The sequence below is a fragment of the Ningiella ruwaisensis genome, assembly GCF_004798935.1.
GTDB classification, from domain to species: domain Bacteria; phylum Pseudomonadota; class Gammaproteobacteria; order Enterobacterales; family Alteromonadaceae; genus Glaciecola; species Glaciecola ruwaisensis.
Genome location: NZ_RAHT01000003.1, coordinates 570,938 through 595,853, shown reverse-complemented (window position 1 = coordinate 595,853; position 24,916 = coordinate 570,938). Strand labels below are relative to the sequence as shown.

At 45.3% G+C, this 24,916-nt stretch carries 14 protein-coding genes; all 14 read left to right on the top strand.

Features of this window, described 5'->3' with window-relative positions; genetic code table 11:
* The first annotated feature begins 76 nt into the window (after positions 1–76).
* The gene (locus D6V41_RS08925; protein WP_136251113.1) at positions 77–1,564 is read left to right on the top strand and encodes a phage tail sheath family protein; all 1,488 of its coding nucleotides are present in this window, start codon (positions 77–79) and stop codon (positions 1,562–1,564) included.
* 34 nt (positions 1,565–1,598) lie between these two features.
* Positions 1,599–2,033 carry a phage tail protein gene (locus D6V41_RS08920; RefSeq protein WP_136251112.1) on the top strand — a complete coding sequence of 145 codons (435 nt, stop codon included), beginning with the start codon at positions 1,599–1,601 and terminating at the stop codon, positions 2,031–2,033.
* Between the two features lie 87 nt (positions 2,034–2,120).
* Entirely contained in the window at positions 2,121–2,561 is a 441-nt protein-coding gene (locus D6V41_RS08915; protein WP_136251111.1) for a phage tail protein, read from the top strand.
* Complete coding sequence (locus tag D6V41_RS18515; RefSeq protein ID WP_421907762.1) at positions 2,561–2,740, top strand: DUF5908 family protein; 180 nt, start codon at positions 2,561–2,563, stop codon at positions 2,738–2,740. The genes D6V41_RS08915 and D6V41_RS18515 overlap by 1 nt, the downstream gene beginning before the upstream one ends.
* Position 2,741: 1 nt before the next feature.
* Complete coding sequence (locus D6V41_RS08910; RefSeq protein ID WP_136251110.1) at positions 2,742–3,422, top strand: CIS tube protein; 681 nt, start codon at positions 2,742–2,744, stop codon at positions 3,420–3,422.
* Positions 3,422–5,206 (top strand): type VI secretion system tip protein VgrG, encoded by a 1,785-nt coding sequence (vgrG, locus tag D6V41_RS08905; RefSeq protein WP_136251109.1) that lies wholly within the window; start codon positions 3,422–3,424, stop codon positions 5,204–5,206. Before D6V41_RS08910 ends, vgrG begins: the two co-directional genes overlap by 1 nt.
* 14 nt (positions 5,207–5,220) lie before the next feature.
* Entirely contained in the window at positions 5,221–5,514 is a 294-nt protein-coding gene (locus D6V41_RS08900) for a PAAR domain-containing protein (protein WP_136251108.1), read from the top strand.
* Position 5,515: 1 nt separating this feature from the next.
* Positions 5,516–5,968, top strand: coding sequence for a GPW/gp25 family protein (locus tag D6V41_RS08895; protein ID WP_136251107.1), 453 nt, complete (start codon positions 5,516–5,518; stop codon positions 5,966–5,968).
* Positions 5,965–10,047 carry a hypothetical protein gene (locus D6V41_RS08890; RefSeq protein ID WP_136251106.1) on the top strand — a complete coding sequence of 1,361 codons (4,083 nt, stop codon included), beginning with the start codon at positions 5,965–5,967 and terminating at the stop codon, positions 10,045–10,047. Before D6V41_RS08895 ends, D6V41_RS08890 begins: the two co-directional genes overlap by 4 nt.
* Positions 10,044–13,838, top strand: coding sequence for a hypothetical protein (locus tag D6V41_RS08885; protein ID WP_136251105.1), 3,795 nt, complete (start codon positions 10,044–10,046; stop codon positions 13,836–13,838). Before D6V41_RS08890 ends, D6V41_RS08885 begins: the two co-directional genes overlap by 4 nt.
* A gap of 78 nt (positions 13,839–13,916) precedes the next feature.
* On the top strand, positions 13,917–17,432 hold the full coding sequence (locus D6V41_RS08880) for a carboxypeptidase-like regulatory domain-containing protein (protein WP_136251104.1): 3,516 nt from the start codon (positions 13,917–13,919) through the stop codon (positions 17,430–17,432).
* Positions 17,432–19,114, top strand: coding sequence for a contractile injection system tape measure protein (locus D6V41_RS08875; protein ID WP_136251103.1), 1,683 nt, complete (start codon positions 17,432–17,434; stop codon positions 19,112–19,114). The genes D6V41_RS08880 and D6V41_RS08875 overlap by 1 nt, the downstream gene beginning before the upstream one ends.
* A gap of 84 nt (positions 19,115–19,198) precedes the next feature.
* A complete protein-coding gene (locus D6V41_RS08870) occupies positions 19,199–23,287 on the top strand; it encodes a hypothetical protein (protein WP_136251102.1) in 4,089 nt (1,362 codons plus the stop codon).
* A 105-nt stretch (positions 23,288–23,392) separates the two neighbouring features.
* Positions 23,393–24,754 (top strand): ATP-binding protein, encoded by a 1,362-nt coding sequence (locus D6V41_RS18335; protein ID WP_136251101.1) that lies wholly within the window; start codon positions 23,393–23,395, stop codon positions 24,752–24,754.
* Positions 24,755–24,916 lie beyond the last annotated feature (162 nt).

Below are 24,916 nucleotides of genomic sequence, written 5' to 3'. Positions count from 1 at the left end.
CTCAATGCCAACGCAATGTATGTTGACAAACATTAATCAATAACTGATGTGGAATGCACGCATCTAAGGAAACATTATGGCCTTGTATAAAACACCGGGCGTTTATATCGAAGAAATCGCGACTTTTCCACCGGCCGTCGCTGCCGTCGAAACGGCTATCCCGGCGTTTATTGGCTATACCGAAAAAGCCATAAACGAAAAAGGAGAATCGCTGAGTAAAATACCGACTAAAATTACCTCGCTACTGGAGTATGAAGCTCTTTTTGGCCGCTGCCCCAAGCAGACGATAAGCGTTGACGTGAAGCAAACACTCATTAGCGATTCGAACACCATCACGCAAACCTCAGTCAGTTTTGCAGGCACACCTCCCGCTATTCCTGATTACTTACTGTATTACAGTATGCAAATATTTTTTGCTAATGGCGGCGGCGCTTGTTACATCATGTCCATCGGTGACACGACGAGCACGTCTTATAATAAAGATGATTTTATTAACGCCTTTAGTGTGTTGGAAGAATTTGATGAGCCAACTCTCTACGTTTTCCCGGATGCCTGTTCACATCGAGCCAGCAATACCGCCGATGATTCATCAGTGGGCGATATTATTGATGCTGCGCTTAACAGTTGCGCAAAAATGCAAGACCGTTTTACCATCGCGGATGTGCGTGACGCCTTACCGGGAGCAACCGACACAAATGCTGAGGTTACCACAAATTTTCGCGGTGAAATTCTTTCCGACAAAGACATCGTTAAATATGGCGCCGCATATTTTCCTTATCTTCGCACCAGTTTAAGCTTTTTAAGTGATGATGATTCTATTGAGGTGGCCTCTCATACTGTCACCAGTATTGCCAGTGACGGAAGCAACAGTGATGCTGCTGGCAGTATTAGCGCAGATACAAGCATCAGCGATGGCTCGGTAAGAGATAGTCAAACTGAGGTTTATAACGCAATTAAAGCGTTTATTCGCACCAACGCCAAAGTTACCTTGCCGCCCAGTGCTGCTATTGCTGGTGTATATGCGAGAGTGGATGCGTCTAGAGGTGTGTTTAAATCTCCTGCCAATGTCAGTCTCGCCATGGTCGACAAGCCAGCCATCACTATCACCAATTCAATCAACGATGGACTCAATGTAGATGCCGGGACCGGAAAATCGGTCAACGCCATCCGCGCGTTTGCCGGGAAAGGCACCTTGGTATGGGGCGCTCGGACGCTTGCGGGTAACGATAATGAATGGCGCTATGTTTCAGTGCGGCGATTTTTCAACTTTGTTGAGGAATCGGTCAAAAAAGCAACCGCCGGTTTTGTGTTTGAACCAAATGATGCAAACACCTGGACTCGCGCTAAAAGCATGGTCGCTAACTTTTTAACCCTTCAGTGGCGTGCAGGTGCCTTGGCCGGAGCAAAACCCGAAGATGCCTTTTTTGTTCGCGTGGGCTTAAATCAGACTATGTCGGCAGACGACATTCTAAACGGTTACATGATCATCGAAATAGGCATGGCGGTTGTCCGTCCAGCAGAATTCATTGTGCTTAAGTTCTCTCATAAAATGCAAGAAAGTTAAGCCCTAAACAGTATAAACATAGAAGGAAAAACCTATGTCAGCAGCTTATCCTTTACCCAAATTTCACTTTCAGGTGGAGTGGGGCGGCACCTCTATCGCCTTTACTGAAATAACCGGCCTGGATTGCGAAACAGAAGTGATTGAATATCGCCATGGCGCTAGCCCTGAGTTTAGCGTAGGCAAAATGCCCGGAATGCAGAAATTTGCAAACATTACCTTAAAACGCGGCGTTTTCCCGAGCGATAACGAATTTTACGAATGGTACAACAGCGTAAGCATGAACAAAATCGAGCGCCGTGACTTAATCATTAGCTTGCTAAATGAACAGCATGAGCCGGTGATGGTGTGGCGAGTCAAAAATGCCTGGCCCAGCAAAATTCAGTCTACAGAATTAAAGGCAGATGCAAACGAAGTCGCCATTGAATCGATGGAGTTAGTGCATGAAGGTCTTGTCGTTGTCAATGAATAAGCGTTTACGCCAAGTTGACGGAAAACCCCATAGAAGAACAGCAAAAGGGGCAGACAAAGTAATGACGAAACTCGCGGAGACAGGAAAATGAGTCTGTATCCACCGGTAGGATTTTACTTCAATGTCGCGTTTGATTTTGCCCAGGGCGATATGATCGATACTCAGTTTTCAGAGGTGTCAGGAATTAGTTCAAGCCTTGATACTGAAAGCGTAGCAGAAGGTGGAGAAAATCGATTTGTCCATACCTTACCCAGTCGTCCGAACTATGCCAATTTAATACTTAAACGCGGTTTAAGCATTGGCTCTACGCTTCAAGACTGGTGCCTAAACGCTATTGAGAATCTGGATATTTCACCTGCCATGGTGTGGGTCAGTTTACTTAATGAAGCGGGTGAACCCTTAATGACCTGGTCATTTCATGGTGCCTATCCGGTCAAATGGGAAGTAGCGGACTTGAACGCTCAACAAAGCCAGGTGCTTATTGAAACTTTAGAACTAAGCTATCAATACTTTAAGCGAGAATCTTGATGCCTATTGTTATTCATGAATTGGTTGTTACGGCGCACGTCAGAGACCAAAAAAGCGACAAAAGAAAAAGTACTCACCGAGATAACTCATTTGCATTAAGTGCTAATGATAGAGCGCAGCTTATTCGCGAGATAAGCGAAGCGGTAATCAAACAAATCGAGCGGAAGCAGGAAAGATAGCATGGCTTCAGGTCTACTTGATAAATTAAAAATCCTCCCCTTTGCAAGTGCCGATACTATTCAGGGAGGACTGCCTGTTGATGTGCCCTTTGTGTGTCAGTTTAATCCGGAGAGTTTTACGGTTGATAATGAAATTATTCATAACACCGATCAAGTCGCACATGGATCAAACGGTGCAGAAGCAAGGGAGCATAGCATTGCCCCTCGCGAATTTAGCTTTGATTTTTTACTGGATGGTACCGGAGCGAACGGCGCAAAAATTGATGTAAGCGTCTACATCGAATGGTTTAAACGCACAACGGGATTTTTTGGTGAGACACACCGAAGCCGATTTCTATTGATCCAATGGGGGCTGTTTGCGGCTACCTGTGTGCTAAAAAAATACAGCATCAACTACAAGCTATTTAAGGCCAGTGGCTTACCGCTTCGAGCGACCATTAGCGCGACATTTATTGAACATAAAACCCTGGAATTGCAAGAGCTCATCAACAACCTGCAATCCCCTGATGTAACAGAGATGCATCGCGTTGCTCCAAATGAACGTCTCGATACTATTGTACATAAAAAATATGGCGACTATCGATACATTCATGCTGTGGCTAAAGCCAACAAGCTTGATACTATTCGCAAACTTTCTGCGGCCGATACCCTGCGCTTGCCGCCATTAAAAGGAGCGCAATAATGCCAGTCATTCCCCTTCGCTCTGCTGACTTATCCTCATTTCGTATTTTATCTGAAGGAAGCGAAGTATCGCTTGCTTCTCAAATCGAATTTATTGACGTCAGGCATGAAAGCAATCGAATAAGTACTGCAGAGTTTTCGTTGATCGACGGTGATGCAGCCTCGCAAAACTTTGCACTGGCCAGCAGCGAAGAACTGCAAATAGGACGAAAAATAAGCATAGAACTTGGCTATCAAACCAATACTGACCTCGTATTCGAGGGGATTGTTGTCTCAATCAGTGTTAAAGCCCTTCAGGGCGGTAGCTCTCGCACTACGGTGCTTTGTAAACATCCTGCTTTTCAAATGACGCAGGTCATTCAGCATCGATATTTTCAGGATATTTCACTTGATGATTTGTTAAATCAATTATTCGCCCCCTACGACATAGCGCTCAGCATTGAAATATCGTCGGGGATTGGCACTCAACTGTTTGAACAGATTATTCAAATGCATCAAAGCGATTGGGATTTTATGTTGGCATTGCTGTATCAGTACGGCCTTTTCATCGCTTATCGGGACCAGGTTTTGGTCATAAGTGATTTAGAAAGTGCCGCTTCGCCTACAAATCCAGCGGCTTCACTTAACCCATTGGAAGCAAACGGTATTAGTTTTGGACGGGACATTATTGACTGTGATGTGCAAATCTCTGCGCAACACCAGTTTGAGAATGTTGACGTAGCGGCCTGGGATGCCAGCAGTCAAAATCTGGTCAATAGCGAAAGCAGTGCGCAATCAATAAACATTTTGGGCACCAGCCAAGGCGATTTAGCGCAAGCTGCCGGAGAAGCGTCCCAACGTTATGTGCGCGAATCGCAAAGTGATGGTGCCTTGCTTAGTGAAGTCGCCAAAGGCATATCGACCCGACATGCCATGCAAGCTTATCAGGGCACATTGACGATTCAAGGTCGGCAAGGCCTGATCATTGGGGAGCAAATTTCTCTTCAGGGGCTAGGAAAAACCTTTGAAGGTAAGGCGTTTGTAAGCGGTATCATGCACCGTCTTGTCGGCGGTAACTGGACGAGTATTGTGCAAATCGGTTTGCCCAAATTTCCTATTGGCATATCCGGCATCTTTCACAATGGCATGAGTGGCGCACTAATTGATAAAGCCGGCGCAACAGGTCTGCATATTGCCAAAGTTGTTGCGCTACAAGACGATCCGAATGCCAACGAACGCATAAAGGTGCACCTTGTGCATATGCATCTGAACCAGGACGGCATATGGGCGCGTTTGCTTCAGCAGGATGCCGGTGCAGCTCGCGGTGCTGTATTTCGTCCTTCGATTGGTGACGAGGTCATTGTCAGTTTTATTCACTCTCACATTCCGGAACCGGTGGTACTCGGCGCACTGCATAGCAGTGCAAATGCAAGCCCCATTGAAGCCAGTGATGATAATTTCAAGCGCGGATGGACGACCGCATCGGGTATAGAGCTCATCTTTGATGATGATAGTCAGTCAGTGCTGATAAAAACCCCTGAAGGCAAACGAGTTGAATTAAATGACGATAACGCTGAGGTCATCATCGAAGATGAAACAGGTAATATGTACGTAATGGATAGCAGCGGTATATCCTTAAGCAGCGATGGCGATATCAGCATCAGCGCATCAAAAGACGTCAATATCAATGGACTGAACATTAACCTTGAATCACAAACAAACGCATCTTTTAAGGCCGGTGCAAACATGACCGTCGAAGGCAGTGCAATTACGGCGGTAAAAGGCAGTCTGGTTCAAATAAATTAATAAGGAGAAATACTATGGCAAGCCCTGCAGCGCGGATCACTGATATGCATGTTTGCCCAATGGTCAATCCAAATGGTGTTCCTCATGTGGGTGGGCCTGTCACTGCTGGCGCGTCAACTGTGCTTATAGCTGGAATACCCGCAGCCCGACTGGGTGATAGTTTGGTATGTGTTGGCCCGCCCGACTCTATTGTCTCAGGCTCAGCTACGGTACTGATTGAAGGCGTGCCTGCTGCTCGAATGAATGATTCGACTGCGCATGGCGGTACGATTGTTGCCGGCGCTCCCACGGTATTAATTGGAGGCTAGGATGGCATCTGAATACGACATTATCGGCAGAGGTTGGGCGTTTCCACCCAGCTTTGATGCTGAAAATGGCTCAGTCAATATGAGTCAAGATATCCAGGATATCGAACAGAGCCTGATCATTTTATTCAACACATCTTTGGGCGAGCGTGTCATGCAGGCTAAATACGGATGTAGCTTAGCCAATATGGTGCAGGAGCCGCTTAACACACAGGCACTTGGGCTTATTGATACCATAGTGCGAACCGGCATTTTATATCATGAGCCAAGAATTGATGCGCAAAGCATTCAATTTGATATTAGCACTCGCCCGGGTACCTTGTTTATTGACATTGAATATACCGTTCGCGGCAGTAATTCACGCTTTAACTTCGTTTATCCATTTTATGTAAATGAAGCAAGCGCATCAGCAAGTGAACAAACTAGCAGCGCGAAGCCTGAGGCGGGTGAATTGTGACGCATCCTTGTCAAAAACCCAGCTTGATAAAACGAAACGGTACCAATCGCCTAAACCGTTCTATTGCTGCGCTTTCACCGTCTTCGTTTCAGGTAGATGAGCGTAATATTGCCGATTTTATTTTATTTGCCAAGCACTACAGTAAACACATTCGCTTTTACAATACTCCCGCAGATACTTCCGACAAAGAAGCAAGTAAAACGCAATCGTGGCAAGTCTTTTTTGAAAAAGACATTTCGGTCGCACTCGCCAGTATTGCCAATATTGATTGCCGTGAGGCGATGCGAGAGCAGAATTTACTGATTGACTTGATTCAAACGCCTTCTAAACAACTTCTTAATAAAAGACCTGATTTGCTTGTTCATGCTTATGCAGCCTATTTTCACTTGGCTTTTCGGACTTTGCATACCTTGCTGACTGAAATTGCGCACATTCCTGAGTATTCCCACGCATTAGAAACGGCGATAAAGGAGCCTGCAGCAAGTAATGCTATTAAAGGCGCGAGGCCTGCAATCACCAGAAACAACATGCTTAAAGTTCTGAGCACGCATCTTTTACCATCGCTGGAATATATCATCGCATTTATAAAAGGCGCGCAGTTAGCGCTTCCCGATTTTAATGAAGGGCTTATTGAATTAGAGGAAAATGACGCGAGCACAATCGCCAACTTAAGCTCTATCGATGTAAGTCGTTTGCTTTTGCGTTTTGCAGATGGAACCTCTCTTTATGCATTAATTGAACAAACGCTTAACTACCTGAATGCCTTTCTTCTGAAAAATAGCCTTTCCTTTTCAAGCCCAATTTCGAGCCCAATTTCAAGCCAAGGCATTGAGATGGAAGCGATAAGCGCTGAACTTCGTGTATATGGATTAGGCATTGATGCAGAATCTGACAGTGATGCAATAAACGAAATTGACGCTTCGCAGACGCACGCTCGCTTGGAGTATGCAACACGCTACAACTTGTTAAGCGATGGCGTATCAAACCTTTTTAGCAGCATCGAAACGATATCTTCCTTAGGTTTTGAGCAATTGGAGTCGGTACTTTCACTTGAAGGTGCTTCGAATCTTCATCAGCCTCATTACGCGCTATGGCTGGCATTTTTACGTCTTTACCAATATCCGCAAGCTGAGCTCAATCAATTTACGGAGCGTCACCTGCAGTTTTATTTTTCCACTATTTTGCGCATGCAGGCTAAACCCGCGATGGCAGATACTGCACTGATCCATCTTGAATTAAAACCCGGGATAGAAAGTTTATATTTGGAAGCTGGCACCTTATTTGATGGGCAAAAAGACGAATATGGTGAGCAGCGGCTTTACCAGACAAAAGAAGCTTGTGTATTGAATCAGGCAAAAATTGTTAAGATTAAAGCGCTTAATCTTCGCGCAGTCGACAGCAGGCAATCAGCTATGGCAAGCCAGTTTTTGGAAAGCGCCGAAACGCCTTGGCCTCTCTTTGGTTATAGCGCTGATTTTAAAGCATTTTCTGATAACAATAGCAATGAGAATGTCAACGCAACTCCTGTAGTTGCTGGCTTTGCGCTTGCCGACGAAAGCTTTTTGTTAAGTGACGGCGCACGCAGGATCAACCTTCGTTTGAACCTCATCGGCACTGCACCGAGTGTCAGTGCCAACATGTTTAGTGTTGCTGTTACAACTGAGGAGGCTTGGCTAAACATTCCAAGCGCAAAGGTTAACACCTATAAGCGCACAAATCGGGTAGATATCGCTATTGATATAGACGCAGACGCCCCGCCCCTGTTGCCATTAAGCGCAAAAGCAAGTCAGGCGCTAGGTTTTAGCCCTTACATTGAGCCAGGATTGACAACTGCCAAAGAAGCAAGCCGGGCTGTTCGAACAGATTCTATGAGTAATAAAGCATTACCGCTTGTGAAAATCACACTCAAAGCCGGACTCGAAAATGCTAAAGATTGGGAAAAAGTAAAAGTTGCCAGCGTTGAGACCTATAGTGAAGTAGAAGGTAGCCGTGCCTTTAACCTTAGTAATCAACTAGGCGCGCTAGACAAAAGTAAAGCATTTATGCCCTTTGGCGCTCGTCCTACAAAAGGCGATGCATTGATTATGGGTGGTGCGGCCATTTTTGCAAGCCCATTGTCCCAGCTACAATTTGATATTACTTGGCAAACACCTCTTGTTGAGGACGATGTTTTCTACAACGATAATTCTCAGACAGCGAGCCAGGTCAAGGTCAGTAAGTTAGTTCAGGGGCGCTGGCAAAGTCACGCTCAAAGCAGACTTGCGTTTTTTAACACTTCGGCGCCGTCAAGCGCGGTTTCACTTTCAAATGTGGGTGGAGGCGTCGAATTTCAAACGGTCGAATCACTCAATGACGCTTTCAGTGCCACTGCAAAAAATGGCTTTATTAAACTGACACTCGATAGTGATTTTGGTCACGCTGCCTATCCTCAAGAAAACGCGCTAGCCATTATGGGTAAGGCCGAAGGCTTTTCTTATTCACCAAAATCCAACATCAATTACAATACTGATGGCTTGCCTAAAGCGCCCTTTTTGCCAGTTATTGATGACATGCTAATTAACTATACAAGCATTCGAAAAACACCGGCTCGGCGCTACCACCTCCATCCGTTCGGACTGGCTTACACCTCTTCAAATAGCTTGTTCGCTCAATATTCATCTGAGGGAGAATGTTATTTTGGTGTTGAAAATCTCAAGCCCGGACAGCTGGTATCCTTGCTATTTGATGCAGTTGATGGAAGTGGTAATCCCTTATCTGATTTGGCCAAGCTAAATTGGTCTTACCTTTTAGATGATGAGTGGAAAGCACTCACTCTCGAGCAAGTTCAAGATACTACTTTATCTTTATCAGGTAGCGGCCTTATTCGATTTACGTTACCCATGCATGAAAGTGCTAACAATCGATATCACACATTTATGCGCAATGACTTTGATTCAGACCTGACTTGGATAAAAGTCGAAGCGCTTGAAAATAGCGCAGCTGTCGCACAAATACATAGTGTGTATCTGCAAGGCCTTGAACTTGAACGCAGTCGCTCTCTGTATGATTCTGATGTGCTTGATGCCAGCTTGCTTAAGTCTTCGACCGATATGAACAAAAGCAGCTTTGGTAAGACCATTGCTGAAAATACGATTTCTAAATTATTTAATTTACAAAGTACGCTCAGCGCTGCTCAAGCTGCCGATGCTGCGCGAGCCATCAAAAAAATTTCTCAAACAAAAGCGAGCTTTAAAGGCAGAGCGGCTGAAACCGCTGATGACTTTTATCAACGAAGCAGTGAAAGGCTACGGCACAAAGATCGTGCTGTTTGCGTATGGGACTATGAGCATCTTTTATTAGGCGAATTTGATGATGTCTTTAGTGTTAAGTGTTTAGCACATACTCACCTTTGCAGTAATGACTGTAATGAAGGCATAAACCAGGATAAGGACCACAGCAGCGCAAGCCCTGAGCATAAAAGTGCGGTTAATGCTCAACATCCCGGAAAAGTTTTGGTTGTGCCCTTACCTGATTTAAGAAAGCAGTCAAATGTCGATGCATTTCGCCCCTACAATAGCCTTCAGCGTATTGCTCAGATGCAGAGCTTCATAAACGCTCGTAAACCCATTTTCGCAGACGTAAAAATTATCAACCCTAAAATAGAGGTCTTGAAACTTTCATTTGATGTCGCATTAGCTGATTTTGTGACCGACAGTAGCTACTATTTGCACTTACTTAATACTGCTATCAATCATTTTTTAATGCCCTGGGCTACTGACTTAAGCGCATCAGAGACTTTAGGAAATGCTAGCTCTAAAAATGGCGCGCACTCTTTAGTTGCACCAAAATTCACTGAAAAATGGCACAAAGCGAGTATCGTTGATTTTATTGATGAGCTACCTTACGTGCACTATGTGAAAAATGTAATGATGTTCCATCAAAGCGACATCCAAGCACTGTCAACAAGTAATAGCGCTGTTCTTGGCGCTAAAAGCTGGCTCAGTCAGGACTTTGAGACATTGATTGCCAGTAGCCCTTATTCTTTAATAGTGGGTGATTACCAACACGATATCCGCCTAATTGAGGAGGCTTTGACATGAGCAAAGTCGCCAAGAAAGAAATAAACAGAAAAGAAATGACCGCAACAAAAGTGCCCGATAGCATGCAAAACGCGTCAAATTCTCAGACTATTAATCGGGCAACAGATTTGAGTAAGGCGCAGGATTTCAGCTTTTTGCGCAAAGAAGGCATTGCTCACATCCAGCGACTGGCAGGCCACATTTGGACAGACCACAATCTGCATGACCCGGGCATAACAACGCTTGAAGCCCTGTGCTTTGCAATCAACGATTTAAGCTACCGTAACAGCTTTGACACACAGAGTATTTTAAGCAATAAAAAAGGCTACCTCTCAGACGCATCCTCATCCAGTTTGTTCCCTGCGCACGAGGCACTCACATGTGCGCCATGTACAGCCTTGGATTATCGACAGCTTCTTGTAAGAATTGAAGGCGTAAAAAACGCCTGGGTGATGCCTCATGAGGATAAATCATCAGACACCAAAATTTACATCGACCGACTGGCGCAGCAGTTAACGTTTGACGAAAGCAATGCCAAGGGCCAAATAAACGAAGCCTTGCAGTTAAATGGGCTATTGGATGTCAGGTTAGAACTTGAGGCAATTCCTGGCATGGGCTCGTTGAACGAAAACGCCCTGCCTGTGCAGCTAAGTGGCGCCAAGTTTAATAGTCAAAGCGCCCTGATTGCGCTTGTTTTTTCCGGCGGCTTCAGCGACAGACAATCATTAGAGCATGAAACCCATATCCAGTCTCTGCAAAGGCAGTGGGCCGAGAAAGCAAGTGTTTTAGCAGATGCTCAAAAAGCAGATAAGCTAGATGATGTTGTCGAGTTACAATTGCGGCGTATCGATACGCAAAGCACGTCTATCCTATGTAAAATTGATGGGGAAACAATGCCCGAGTTGGTGATTCGATTTGATGTAGATGAGGCACCTCGGGTAACCCCGCAGCATTATAAACAAGTGTTATTGCAACCACCCTGGTTTTTACTGATAGATTACGCTCAAAAACAAGCTCATATACAAACGGTATTAGAGCGCGTTCGCTGCGCCATGCATCATCACCGTGGCCTGTGTGAGGATATTGCCAGCATTGCGCCTATTCAAGCCGAATATCTTGGGATTTGCAGCGATATTGATGTCTCGCCAGATGCAGATTTAGAAAAGCTACAGGCGCAAATATGCTTTGAAATCGAGCAGTATCTTAATCCACCTGTACAGTTTCAGTCGCTTAGCGCCTTGCTCGAAAAGGGGCATCGCACGGAGGAAATATTTAATATTCCTTATATTGATAAGTCGCTCACCTGCGACGTTAACGAAAAATCTAACACAGAAGAGACGGAGGCAAATAACAACAGGGCACACAAGCTGTTTAGTAAATCCGGCTTTGTGCTCAATGAAGACTTAAGTCAGAGCGATTTAAGCGCTGCTGTTTATGGCTCAGACCTAATCAATATCATCATGGATATTCCGGGCGTGGAGAATGTACGCGCTTTATCCATGAGAAAATATTCAGCGCAAGGTCTGAAGCAAGATATCAAAACAAGTGAAACGACAGCATCTCAAGCTCGTCCTGAAAGCGAAAAGTGGGTAATGCCTGTAGCCCCACAGCATCAGCTCTTGCTCTCACTGGATAAAAGTAAGTTTTTATTATTTAAACAAGACATCCCTTTCCAGGTAAGACAGCTTGAGTTTAAGGCAAGTCTCGCGCATTTGCGCAATATTGCGCGCCAGCAAGCCTATATCCCTTCGCCAGATTCTTTGCAAACGCCAATCGAAACGCCAGTTGATGTGCTAAGTCACTATCCTTTATCGAATGATTTTCCGCAGGTGTATCAGATTGGAGAGGCCGGAATAAGCGAGCAAGCTGGCATAAAAAGAGTCAATCAGGCGCGACAGTTTAAAGGCTATTTAATGGTCTTTGAGCAAGTGCTTGCTGACTATCTTGCCCAGCTTCATCATTTGGCGGACTTATTTTCGCTTGATGGCAATGAAAAGATAAGTAATGAGGAAACAAGCGGCGAAGGGATAAGTAGCGAAGGGACAAGTAGCGAAGAGAATGCCTCAAGTGACGCCTGTAACACATATTATTCGCAATACTTAAAGGATTTACCCGGCACGCTGGGGCGGTTTTCAGACGAGTTCTATATCGACCCGAATAAAATGGCGCAAGATAGCTATCGCCAATCAATGTATGAATCCCAGAATCAGGCTTTAGCCCGCAAGAATCGGCTACTGGATCATCTGCTTGCGCGATTTAGCGAGCAATTTTCTGACTATGTGATGCTGATGGTAAATGAGCAGGGCGATACGCTGCGCACCCAGTCTGAAATACTTAAGGATAAAAAAGCCTTTTTACGACAACAGCCTGTTTTGTCTCGGCAAAGAAATATGGGCTATTGCTACTTGGCCAGTGCTAGCGATTCAGCAAGTCAAAACACTCTGACAAAAAGCAAACAAGCAGCATTGCATAAAGGTTTGTGGGATAGCGAAAATGTATCTGGATTGCAAAAGCGACTGTCTCGCCTTGCCGGCATATCGGATATGAGACGGCGAGATCTTCACTGTAAAGACTTTGCAAAAACCTTAATGGATACCCGGCAAACAGGCGATGAATTCAGGCTGGAAATAAAAGACGAAAATAACCGATTGCTATTTAAATCCTGGGAGCTTTATATTTCAAGAGAGGCGGCAATGGAAGATGCCCAGCGTCTGTACCCTCAAGTTGGCCGCGCCAGCGCCTTTAAAATTGCAGGCTTTTCTCGTTCAAATGATGATGCTCTCTTGCTTGAGAGCGACGAAGAAAACAGTGCGCTAGAAAGTGCTGAAACTGAGGCCAGTGATGAAAGTGCAAATCAGGATGGTGAAAAGAAATTTACCTGGTTTATTCAAACAGAAGATATCAAGCTCAGACAGGACAAAGTATTTAATGATAGACAAAGCGCTCAGAAAGATATCGACAAAGTTCGAGCTCGGATACGAGAGGTCAAACAGGCGCGACTAGATTATGAGATCTTGTTTGATACTCGTGAATATGGGCGCGATCATCGCATCGAAATAAAAGACAGCCAACAGAACGTATTATTTAAATCTAAACGCATATACGAGACCCGTGAACAAGCTCGCAATGATGCCAATACCCTTTTTTCAGCACTGCACTTACCAAGCGCCTACGAAATTGTGCGCGACAGTGGAACGGGTGCAGTGTCGCTTTTCATTCAAGCAGGCGAACTTCGCCTAAAACATGATGCGCTTTTTGACAGTATCGCTCAAGCACAGCGAGCAATAGACAGCATAATCAGGCGTTATTATGAAGTGCTTGAAAGCGAGGTATGTAATCAGGAAGGGTTTCACTTAATTGAACATATTTTACTTCGCCCCTTTAGTGAACCGGCAGCATTGCTAAATGCATGCATTGATCAACATATGGCTTGCAGTGACGATGACCCATACAGCTTTAGAGCCTCTATCGTACTTCCCTACTGGCCAAAACGCTTTTTGAATATCGCATTTCGTGAATTTTTTGAGCAACTGGCGCGAAAAGAAGCGCCCGCGCATATTCAGTTGAAAATCTGTTGGATTGATGATCACCAGATGCGCGAATTCGATAAGGCTTACAAAGACTTTGTTATCGCCTTGTCGAAATTTAGAAGTGGGCAGATTGCACCAAACACGTTTAATCAATCCCAGCGCGCCTTAATTGACATTTTGAGTGAGCTTAAAACGGTATTTCCAGATGCTGTATTACACGATTGTGATGATGATGACGATGCCGACCCTGTGCGGCTGGGACATACCAATTTGTCGTTGTAAAAACGAATGATGGTCCGCTGAACAAACCCGCTGATTAAAGATGCACAGCGAATTCAACTTGAGAGAAAGGATGAGCAGATGCAACAGACATACCCTGTATTTGAGAGTGGCCAAGTTCTCACAAATGCACACCTTAATCAGCTAAGCACTTGGCTCAACGAGCAGCAGCGATACACGCGCTCACGCCTCTTTGGTGTGGGAATTGTATGTGGCTTTCAGGCGCACAATACCAGCGAAATCAGTTCTCGTCCTAGCATCACTGTCACAAAAGGGGCTGCCCTTACAAGCGCTGGTCATTTGATGCAGCAAGAGCGGGACCTCACCTATACGCAATATCGTGATTACCGCTTGCCGGTTTCAGATGCGCCAGTGGGTATTGAGGGCAGTGACAACAGCTCGGATGAACAAACTCATGAGTCAATTGGCATGAACATTTTGCAAGATATTTCCATGAGAGAGCTGTTAACGGATGCGTTTGTGCCCTCTCCTGGTGAGTCAGCTCCCACTGCCTTAAGCCGTGAAAATGTTGAGCAAATGCAAGTATTATTGCTGCTTGAGTCTAAACAGCTTGCACTGAAAAATTGTGACATTAACGACTGTGCAGATAAAGGCGCAAGGCAAGAGTATGTGCTTCGCACACTCCTGATCAGCACCGAAGACGCCACGCGGCTTTGGCAATCTGAAACGCAATCAAATGGCGATGGCCAATCAAACGACAAAATCTTATTTCCTAGTGATTTAAATTGGCAGGCGCTTAAAGTACAGCTGACCCCGCTCAATATGCCTAAACTAATGATTTCAGCGGCCGGCGAAGATAGTCTGCTGGCCATATCCAATCAGGCAACTAATTTGGTCAACACAGTTTGGCCATCGCTGAAAAAGGTATTAAGCGCGAGTTTTACTGTATTTGAGCATGTATTAAAAGTCCGTTTTCCTGCCAATGTGGTGAACGAAGACCCCTGGCAGTCCATTGATTTAAGCATAAAGGGCCCTGCGCAAAACGAGGTAGCGCTTATGCAGCGCATACATGCTTACGATATACTTTGCGATATAAGCGCAAGCTACAATGAATTTTTAGAAGTCGCCATTGAATACGACGCGCTTTGCTGCCCTACCGAATTACGATTCGCTTATCATGTCATGCTGGGGATTAGCCAAACACCCGACGCAATTAGCAATACTGAAGACCTGAACTTTAATATAGGCGCCAAACTGCCTAGCATTAGTATGCGGCATCGATTTTACCCCTCACCGCCTCTGCATCATCAAGATGCCTTATCAATCAAAATGCAGGACTTATACTATCGATGCTATTTATTGTGTAAGCGCATTGCCTTACCAGATACCGCAAACAAACCCATTGGCATAACACCCAGCATTGAGCAGGGTCACTTATCGCAAAAAGCCATCCCCTACTATTACGCCATGCAAATGGGCGATGACTTGCACCGCAATTGGTCACCTGAAAAAACCCGCAAACAGCAACTTAACCGCGTTTACGCGCATGCCTTTAATGGCTCAGCCAAGGATATTCACCCCTTGCAGTTACATAGCAGCATACATGATTTTTATCGAGTGGAGGGCGTACACGGCAAAGGACTGGCGCAAAGTATTAAAACCCTGAATGCGCTTAAATTGCGGCTAGGGCTAGATTTTGCAATTGAGCCTGTGCTTTTGCCTTTGGACAACAGTGACGATGTAGAAGCGCGCAATCAATTGCTCGCGCTATTGCTCAAAGATAATAATTTGCAGCGTTTATTTCGCTGTAAAACCTCTGATCTGGATCGACTGTTCATGCTGGTAATGGCGGTTATCTTTCAGCTGCTCGTTGCGCTTATTTACCTCTTATCTAGAGCGGGTGGCTCACAAACAGCAGCGGGCTCAGCCTCCGTTGAAGTCAGCACCGGCGATGACTCTGCCAATATTGGTGCCAATAGCGGTGCCAATATCGGTGCCAATATCGAAAATAATGCCGGAGCAAATACTTCAGCTGTTTTCGTCAATCCGCTGGTGAACGATGCCATCGTCTCAGGTGATACGCTCAATGCGATAATTAACAGCAGCAATCTCGGTTTGTTTACTAATAATCTTAATAACACGCAAGTAAATACCGCTGCTACCGACGTTTACCTTAAGCAAGTAAGAAGCGGTAATCTTAAGGCATGGGATATCATTGCAGAGTTTGATGAGCAAGACGACCCAAATGGTGTAATTGGCAAAGCCTACATCGACATTGTCAGCCAACCTAGTTCAGATATACGCAGTCAGCTCGCCGACTTGTTGAAAAAGAACAATGCAGAAGTAGATGTGGAAAGCAGCTATCAAAGTGTCCGCATGATAAACCACGCTGAAAAATTAATGGCCCAAAGCGCACAAAAGCGTATCAGCGAATTTGATTTTGACCGTTTTAAACTGGATTTAGAGGAGTTAGTTAACGCGCACCAAGCTTTAGGCAAGCAATATGAACAAAAAGAGACTAATGCTGAAACGCAGCAGTTTCTTGCGAGTGTAAACGCCAATATGAACATGCTTACAAGCCTTGGCAACAGTGCCATCGTTAGCACCATGCAAACTGCCTTGAAGGAGCGACTTGAAGAGATATTTGAGCAATACGTGTTTAGTCAGTATCGCCTGCAGAAACCCGGGTTGATGCATATGTGTGGTGTGCCGAAAGGGGGCACACTGGTGCTTGCCTATACACCACGCAGTTTATTGAAAGCCTACAAACCACCGGCCAATAAAGATATAGGAACTATGCTAAATGCGGTCGCCGATTTTAGTAATGTCAGCGTACTTGCAAATGCAGATGTATTACTTGCCACTCCTAATCGATTTGATTTGGTAGATTTTTCAGGCTTTGCCAACACCGAGAGTATCGAACGCGTAATGGTAAACGCTCGCGAAATTGCATCGAGTGATAAAGGTAAAAGCACAAACAAACGCAAAGCCACCAGCCCCTCTCTTGTAAGTAATCTGGGCGAATTAAAAGTCGACGAGTCTGTGTTTATAAGCGATGCCAGCCGAATCAACACTGATAAAGCACTCACCACGTTTATTACCGATGATAAAAGTAAAAGTGCCAACGCCTTTGCGTTCAACCCTAATCTAAATTTCGACTTTGGCTTGTTTGAAAGTGCCAATACAAGCACCGAAAAACCCGACCCACTCGATGAAATGATTGTGGTAGCAGATTTTTGTCTGTGGCATCGCTGCTGTGATATCGACTGTAGCGAACTTGAACCCATACAGGAAGAAGAGCAGAGCCCGCCAGTATTTGAACGTCCCGCTCCCACACAAATTACAGTGAAAGGTCAAATCGTTGGCAAGAGCACTAAGTCCCCTATCAGTTTAATTCGTTTAATCAAAAACAAACCGCTTGTTAATGCCAAACTGGAGGTAAGAGATAAGAAAAATAAAGCAGTAAAAGTTAAGATGATTAGAGGCGCATTTACCTTCTCTGTTACGCCGGGTGAATACGAGATAAAAGCCAGCGCCCCAGGATATGCCAGCAAAACAGATAAGCAGTCCATAACCAAGGCGCTCAATCGAGATGTGACGATTACGCTCAATCCTAGTGCTAAAGGCAAAGGCTGATGCAAAATCAAGTACAGGTAAAGCGACTCAAGTTTGAAGTGGAACTAGACACCGAGCAAAACTCTGATAAAGCACAAAGGCTGCTAGAAACGCAGCGCTTTATTCAACAGCGCCAGTTGTGCAATACCTTTAATATTCAGGTACTGCCAGCACTGGAGCAGGCACTTCAAAAGTGGCAACAAGCCGATACGTTCAGCCAAGACGAGGTACTATTTATCGATAAGCTCACTTTAGATATTAGCGACGTTGAGTTACTGCTTGTAAGTGAAATGCATTCGCCAAAGCAATCATCGGGGCAATCATCTAACTTGAATACAGCAAATGCAAAGCTTACTCAGAACCTGAACACCCTTAGCGATTTACTGTACGAGCAGTTGCGGTTTTCGATGCATGCTCTAAAAAGCGCTAATCAAAAGAGTAAGCGTCAACAAGGCGCGCAAAGTCTTGCAGATGAAGGGCTTTATTATTTTATTCATGGGCATATGCCCTGGTACAGTCAATACACTAATTCGACAAACATGCTGGCTGCACTCAAACAAAATCGCCGCTGTATCGAATGCTTGTTAAAGGGACTTAAACAGTCGTTTTATGAAGCCAAGATGTGGAAGCGTCTGTCGCTGTCGCCTCATAACGATTTACTGCTCGCTTTATTAAATTGTGTAGATCATGCCAAGCACAATTCTTTTATAGCAGACTTTAAAGCGCCACTTGGCGATTTACCGTCGCCGCGAGCCAGCTTGTCCATCGTTAATAATAAAAGCGCGCAGCTAAGCGCACAGTTGTGGATTACACTAGGACTCGAGCTTGGTTGTATTAGCTCATCTTCAAAACGACTAACACTCAATTCAAACAAGCAGAGCATCCTCAAATCCATCGCGCATGATTTGTTCAATCAGCTTTCTCGCGATGCCCAAGTCAGGCGTACCAGTCAAAAACTGGCCAATGCACTTTGGAATATTATTGATATGAACGATTATGAAATAGGGCAATCAGAGTCAGCTACTTCATCAAAAGATTCAAAAACCAATCTCCAAAATGACGGAACGAAAGGTGTTAAAAGCCTCAATAGTAAGCGCGAAGCTGAACGCTTCGACAACACGATTGTTGCGAAAGGCGCCGGCGTTGTCCTTTTGCATCTCTTTCTCCCTTCTTTGTTTGATGAGCTGAAACTGCTAAGGGATTGTTCATCACAGAACGCGTTGACTAGCAAAGCGTTTATTGACGAATCTGCGCAGATGAAGGGAATAAATACCCTCCATTATTTGTGCTTCGGTGGTTCGGATTCTGGTTTGGGTTCTGGTTCGGGTTTTGACGGAACAAATGAGGAGGCATTTACTTTCTTTAAATGGCTGTGCGGCTGGGATATGGATGCGCCTTTGCAAGTATACGCGCTATCTGAATCTGACAAAGCCCAATGTGACTCACTATTATGTGCTGCAATTGCTCATTTTAGCGTGATTAAAAACACCAGTATTGAAGGTTTTCAAGAGGCATTTTTAGCGCGCTCAGGTTATTTATGCCTGCCGGATGCTTTGCATACAAAAGTAACACCTTCTGAAGTGGTACTAAGGGTAGAAGAAGCCGCTATCGATTTACTATTAAGCCAACTGCCCTGGTCTTTAAGCGTAATCAAACTGCCTTGGCTTGAAAATGCGTTTTTTGTCGATTGGGCTAAACACTAAAATGTTTATTGTTTCAAGGACTGTTTTAAGTGCTAGTTTTAAGTGCCGGTTGTGAGTGCTGATGATGAGTGATGAGTATCAGTGATGAGCATGAACACAAGTAGCACCGCACGTTCAAGCGTTTATGCCCCCCTGCAAAATCAAACTGAGCGCAGGGTTAGCTCAAGTCGGCCTGCAGCACGGCAGGCTCGGCCAAACCGTCAAACCAGACGCCGCATAGGTACTTCCGTTCGCCCTACTAATACAAGTGTTGTTTCAAATGCCAGTTCAAGTACCGTTTCCAATGGCAGCTCCAGTGCAGTTTTAAATGCCAGTTCCAGTGCAGTTTCTACTGTCAGTTCCAGTTCCACCAGCAGAGACAGGACTCAAGTGCAAATACCGTCATTGTCGCTTAGCGGAAACAGCGCCAACAAGCTCAATCAGGCCTTGCAATGCACGCCCAGCGTATTAGCCAGCTCAAGCCATGCTTTGAAACAAAGCGTACAAAGCTCACTCAATCAAGAACACGCTGATCACACTCGTCAACCGGTGGTGGTTAGCACAAAAATTGGCGATAGTACGGGCAGTGTGTCAAATAACACAGCAAATAGCGCAAGCCGCTCAACAGCCCTGACTGATGTTAGTGCTACACTAAGCTCCAATGCATCGCAAGGTTTGAGTCAGGCCAGTGATGTGCCAGAACAAGCTCAACAAAACAACGGGCTCTCTCAATCTACCGCTCAATCCACCAATCAAGAAACCGCTCATGAAACTAGTTTGGCGGAGTCTCAGGTCAGACAAGCTCAACAAGATCTGCAATTGCAAAGTCAAACAGGCGGATTTTTTGACTGGTTATTAGATAATTTTGCAGCCTTGGTGAATCAGTTACCTAGCCGTGATGAAAGCATACAAACAAGCGCAGGACCAGCCCCCGAGCTTGACACAACAGGCAGAGCCAATCCCGAATTGTTGTCTCAAAACCAATCTGAAGCACATAGCCAAATAGCACATGCAAACCTTTCTCTTCAACGCGCAATGGCAAGCGCAGACAAAAACGAAAACGGCCAATCACCGATACAAGCTCCCGAACAAACAATACAACAAGAGGCATTGCCACAAGCTACACCGCTAAGTCTACAAGAAACTAATTTGCACCTTAACAACGCGCAGCAATACGCCGCTACTGCCCTGCCTGCAAACGTAAGAGAAGGCGCAGATCTAATCATTGCACAAAGTATGCAGGCGCAAATTGAACAAGGTCAGACTCAACTTAACGAAGCAGAACACGAGCAAACGCTAAGGCAACAGCAGGCTCAACAAGAGGCGAATACTCGCACTCAAGCCATTTCAGAGCAGAGCAACCAAGCGCAGCATGATGCAATTGTGTCTCATCGCGAATCTATTTCTCAGGAACAAGCAAATAGCATTTCGCAAGCGAACCTCGCCCAAAGCGAATTTACTGACAGCGCACAAAGAGAAGCCTCAGATAATCACCATGCCATTGTTCAACGCGTCAATAACAGTAATCGAGATGCCAGTAGCACTTTGCAGCATGCTGAGCATCAGGCCGAGGTTCAACGCTCTGCAGGAGAGAGAGAAGCAGCTGGCGTAAAAGAAAGCTTAAATCGCGAACAAGAAAACGATAGCTGGTGGGACAGAGCAACAGATGCAATAAAGCAGGCATTTGAGCGCGCCGCTCAGCGCATTAATGCGATATTTACCCGCATACGCCGGGCTGTTGCAACAATCATCGAACGGGCAAAAAATGCAGCGATAAACCTCATAAATCGCGCTCGGCAATTCGTGATTGAAAAGCTAAATCAGTTTCGCGTGTGGGCGCAGCAACAAATCACCGCCCTTTTGTCTCAGCGTTTCCCCAGGCTGGCGGCAATATTAAATACGGCAATTGATCGCATTGTAGGTATTGCAATGCGTGTTATAAATCGTATAGCCGACGCAGCAGTGGCGCTCGTTCGGGCAGTAGCGGGCTTTCTTGGCCGCGCCCTGGACTTCATTTTACATGCATTTCAAACTGCGCTTGCCGGTGTGTTTAGCATATTGGCTGCTTTAGTCTCAGGTAATTTTTTAGAGGCACTAAAAATCGCAATCCGCGTGGCCTGTGAAATTGCCGGCGTTGACCCACAGCCGATATTCGATTTTTTCACCCGCGCAGGCGAAAACATCATGCGAATACTGCGCGACCCAATGACATTCTTCCAAAATTTAATTGAAGCAGTGCGAGGCGGTATTGCCGGTTTTGCAGACAATATTCGCACGCACTTGATCAACGGACTGCTTGGATGGCTCACCGGGGCACTATCAGATATCCCTATTAATTTTCCTGAAAGACTGGACTTTAAAGGCATTATATCACTGATTGCACAAATTCTGGGGCTGACTTTTGAAAATGTAAAAGCGCGCATTATTCGCCGCTTTCCGCCTGCCGAACGCGTGTTTGATGCCATTGAACGCGGTATGGAAGTCATTCAATTAATAAGGCGTGAAGGAATTGCCGGTATCTGGGAAATGATTAAGGCACAACTTGCCAATTTGAAAGAAATGGTACTCGAAGGCATTCGAAATTTTGTTGTGACGCGAATCGTTACCGCTGGCATTACCTGGCTTTTAAGCTTGCTTAACCCCGCCGCAGCGATTGTTCGCATGGTAAAGATGCTGTACGACCTTGTGATGTTTTTTGTAGAACGCTTTAGTCAAATTCGTGACTTTGTAAGCAGCGTGTATAACTCAATGGTTAATATTGCCATAGGCGCAATAACGCCTGCAAAAACCGCCATTGAACAAGCCATGGCCAGAAGCCTGCCGGTAATCATCAGTTTTTTGGCGTCATTAATTGGGCTTGGCGGAATAAGTGGCGCAATCAGGCGTTTAATTCAGCGCATGACTCGTCCCATCAATCGGGTAATCGACAGAATTGTGAACAGGGTTATAAGGTTTGCGCGACGCCTGATCAGGCGCGTCAGAAGAACCGTAAGGCGAGGCATTAATCGAGCAAGAAACTGGTGGAATGTTCGCAAATCTTTCGCCGCGCCACAAGGCGAGCAACATACGCTATTTTTAAAAGGACGGGGCAGTCGTTCAGTACTTACTATGCGCTCAGTTGAGCAGCCCTACGCAAGATTTTTATCTAACATCAACGAACAAAACTTAAGTACCGCAAACAAAAGGCATTTGCGTCAGGCTCGCAGTATTCAAAGTCAGATTGTTGCAAAAATTCGCGAACCGATTGCCGGCAATGCCCAACAGCGCTCGCAAAAAGAGCAGGTAAAGCAAAGGGAACTGGATAGCTTATTTACAAACTTATCCACGCACACTCAGCATTTGTTTACTCGCAGCATCCCAAACTATGGGGAGGTGACGTATTCGGGAATGACTGGCGCGAATTACAGTAAAGGAATGAAAATTAGCGTGCTTACCAAACAAAACAACCCGCGAGGCTCTGGCCCGACTCGAAGTGCTCATACCCAGTATGACATTATCGATAGGCGGCGCTCATCAAAAACCTCCACAGCCACATTTTATATTCGCGGTCACTTACTTAATGAGCATCTTGGCGGTCCAGGACAGTGGAAGAATATGACGCCTTTGTCTAGGTCGGGCAACGCCCAGCATGAAACTCAGGTCGAAAGCTATGTTAAAGCCGGTTTTGATAGCGGTGAAATTCAGTCTTATGAAGTGATTCCAAGCTATAGTGCCAGAAGCGGCAAATCAAACCTGAAAGCGCTTCTGCAGTCTCTTCACCCCACTAATCATGCTGATTTTGAAGCGGTGGTCGATGCCGAGGATAATGTGCCTTCGCATCTTGCCATAACCGCAAAGAGATTTACGCAAGATGCAGCAGGAAATTTACGGGAAGAGCGCAGTCGAAGCTGGCGCATTGACAATGATATTAATCAGGATGCAAACCATTACGCCCTCTCAGGCAGTCCACGGATTTATCCGGTAGACATTAATTCCTTAACGCATTCAAGACCATTAGTTGCGCTGAATCATTTGGAAATTACGCCTCAAGCGTTGCCAATTTTCCGAGCAGTCAGGGAGCGTAAACGAAACAATCAAGCCATGTTTGGACGTTATTCCACCTTGTCGAATGAAGCTAATCAACACGGTGGGAGCACAAGCACGGCGATGCTAGAAAGATGGAATAATGACGGCTATATTTTGCTTCGCCATTAAAAATGTAGCCGCGAAAGGCAATAAGAAAACTTGTCATAGGTAAATGCGCACCGCCAAGAGCGCACAGACAACAGCGCACAGATAAAAGCGAACAGGTAAATCAGCATGCATAAAAGCAATGTCTATCCGTTTGAATATGATAATAGCGAAAATATTCGCCAGGCTATGTCTTACTTACGAGAAGTAATACAGGCGCGCTGTAAGTTATCCACCCAAACCAGCGCCGACGCGCAAAAACTGCCTTCTCTGACGTACGTGGATGACCAATCTGTATTTGCGCATATCATTCGAAGCCACCAGCCGCAGTTTCATGAATATATTTTTCTGCTTTGCGCCATTGCTATTGAATGTGAGCCCTATTTATTTGAACAAGAGCTTGCCACTCTCGCCAAACACCCAGAGCCTCTTTTACGCTTTGCAGAGGCCAGCAATCACCACAGCGCCTTTTTTGTACCTAGCGTTGAAACCGCCATATATCTAGTGGCGGGCAATGATTTAACCAGCCGCCTGCGAGCCATGAAAAGCTTGCTTCCAACTCACTGGCTTTTTCAGAATAATCTTTTGCAAAGCATTAATGAAACCCAGCCTGTTGTGCAGCAGCAGCTTAGACTGCATCCCCAGTTTTATCAGGCGCTTATACAAGGCCACCAGCACAGCGATATTCATTTACCTGATAACATGCCTGCACGTTTACTGGAAACTCAAAAAGCCTGGGAAGATTTAGTGGTGAATGAAAGCACCCAAGCGCGTATTGAAGATTTGTTATCTGCCATATTGCATGGCAATACCTTAAGAACCCAGTGGAAAATGCAGCACAAACTGATGCCGGGCTATCGCACCCTTTTTTATGGACCATCCGGCACAGGCAAAACCCTTGCGGCCAGCTTAATCGGCAAACACTGCAACAAACCGGTCTATCGAGTGGATTTATCTATGGTGGTGAGTAAGTACATAGGTGAAACCGAAAAGAACCTGAAAAAATTGTTCGACATCGCAAATGATCAAGCATGGATCTTGTTTTTTGACGAGGCAGACGCCCTATTTGGCAAGCGAACCGCAGTCAAAGACGCACACGATCGATTTGCCAACCAAGAGGTGTCCTACCTACTGCAGCGCATTGAGCAATATCCTGGCATTACTATTTTAGCCACAAATTTTAAAGGCAATATGGATGAGGCTTTTGTGCGCCGATTTAATACCATCGTGGCTTTTCATCTACCAGATGAAGCGCAACGCCGAAGCATTTGGCAAAGAAACTTGCCCCCCAACTATTTGGTGGCTGATGAAAACGCCTTGCTTGATAGCGTGCAAAAACATGCACTTTCCGGTGGAAGTATTGTGAATGCTATCGAACATGCATGCTTAAAGGCATTAACCCGCGGAAAAGATGCAAAACTAAGCGTTGATGACTGTTTAGCAGGAGTAATGCTCGAAACTGAAAAGCTGGGCAAAGTGTTTCAAGCTTAGATTACTAAATTCCTTAAACAAGGCAGCAGGTGCTTGCAAAACCGTCAACTATTTTTACAGCTTTAAGAATACACAATTCTAAATATATGATTCGGAACAAGATTATACAGGGTGCAAATCTTGCATTGAAAAAGCGTAATAATAAAAGTAAGTACTCACAAA

Coding starts and splice junctions, on each gene's coding strand:
- D6V41_RS08925 (WP_136251113.1), top strand. CDS start 77: ATGGCCTTGTATAAAACACCGGGCGTTTATATCGAAGAAATCGCGACT.
- D6V41_RS08920 (WP_136251112.1), top strand. CDS start 1,599: ATGTCAGCAGCTTATCCTTTACCCAAATTTCACTTTCAGGTGGAGTGG.
- D6V41_RS08915 (WP_136251111.1), top strand. CDS start 2,121: ATGAGTCTGTATCCACCGGTAGGATTTTACTTCAATGTCGCGTTTGAT.
- D6V41_RS18515 (WP_421907762.1), top strand. CDS start 2,561: ATGCCTATTGTTATTCATGAATTGGTTGTTACGGCGCACGTCAGAGAC.
- D6V41_RS08910 (WP_136251110.1), top strand. CDS start 2,742: ATGGCTTCAGGTCTACTTGATAAATTAAAAATCCTCCCCTTTGCAAGT.
- vgrG (WP_136251109.1), top strand. CDS start 3,422: ATGCCAGTCATTCCCCTTCGCTCTGCTGACTTATCCTCATTTCGTATT.
- D6V41_RS08900 (WP_136251108.1), top strand. CDS start 5,221: ATGGCAAGCCCTGCAGCGCGGATCACTGATATGCATGTTTGCCCAATG.
- D6V41_RS08895 (WP_136251107.1), top strand. CDS start 5,516: ATGGCATCTGAATACGACATTATCGGCAGAGGTTGGGCGTTTCCACCC.
- D6V41_RS08885 (WP_136251105.1), top strand. CDS start 10,044: ATGAGCAAAGTCGCCAAGAAAGAAATAAACAGAAAAGAAATGACCGCA.
- D6V41_RS08880 (WP_136251104.1), top strand. CDS start 13,917: ATGCAACAGACATACCCTGTATTTGAGAGTGGCCAAGTTCTCACAAAT.
- D6V41_RS08875 (WP_136251103.1), top strand. CDS start 17,432: ATGCAAAATCAAGTACAGGTAAAGCGACTCAAGTTTGAAGTGGAACTA.
- D6V41_RS08870 (WP_136251102.1), top strand. CDS start 19,199: ATGAGCATGAACACAAGTAGCACCGCACGTTCAAGCGTTTATGCCCCC.
- D6V41_RS18335 (WP_136251101.1), top strand. CDS start 23,393: ATGCATAAAAGCAATGTCTATCCGTTTGAATATGATAATAGCGAAAAT.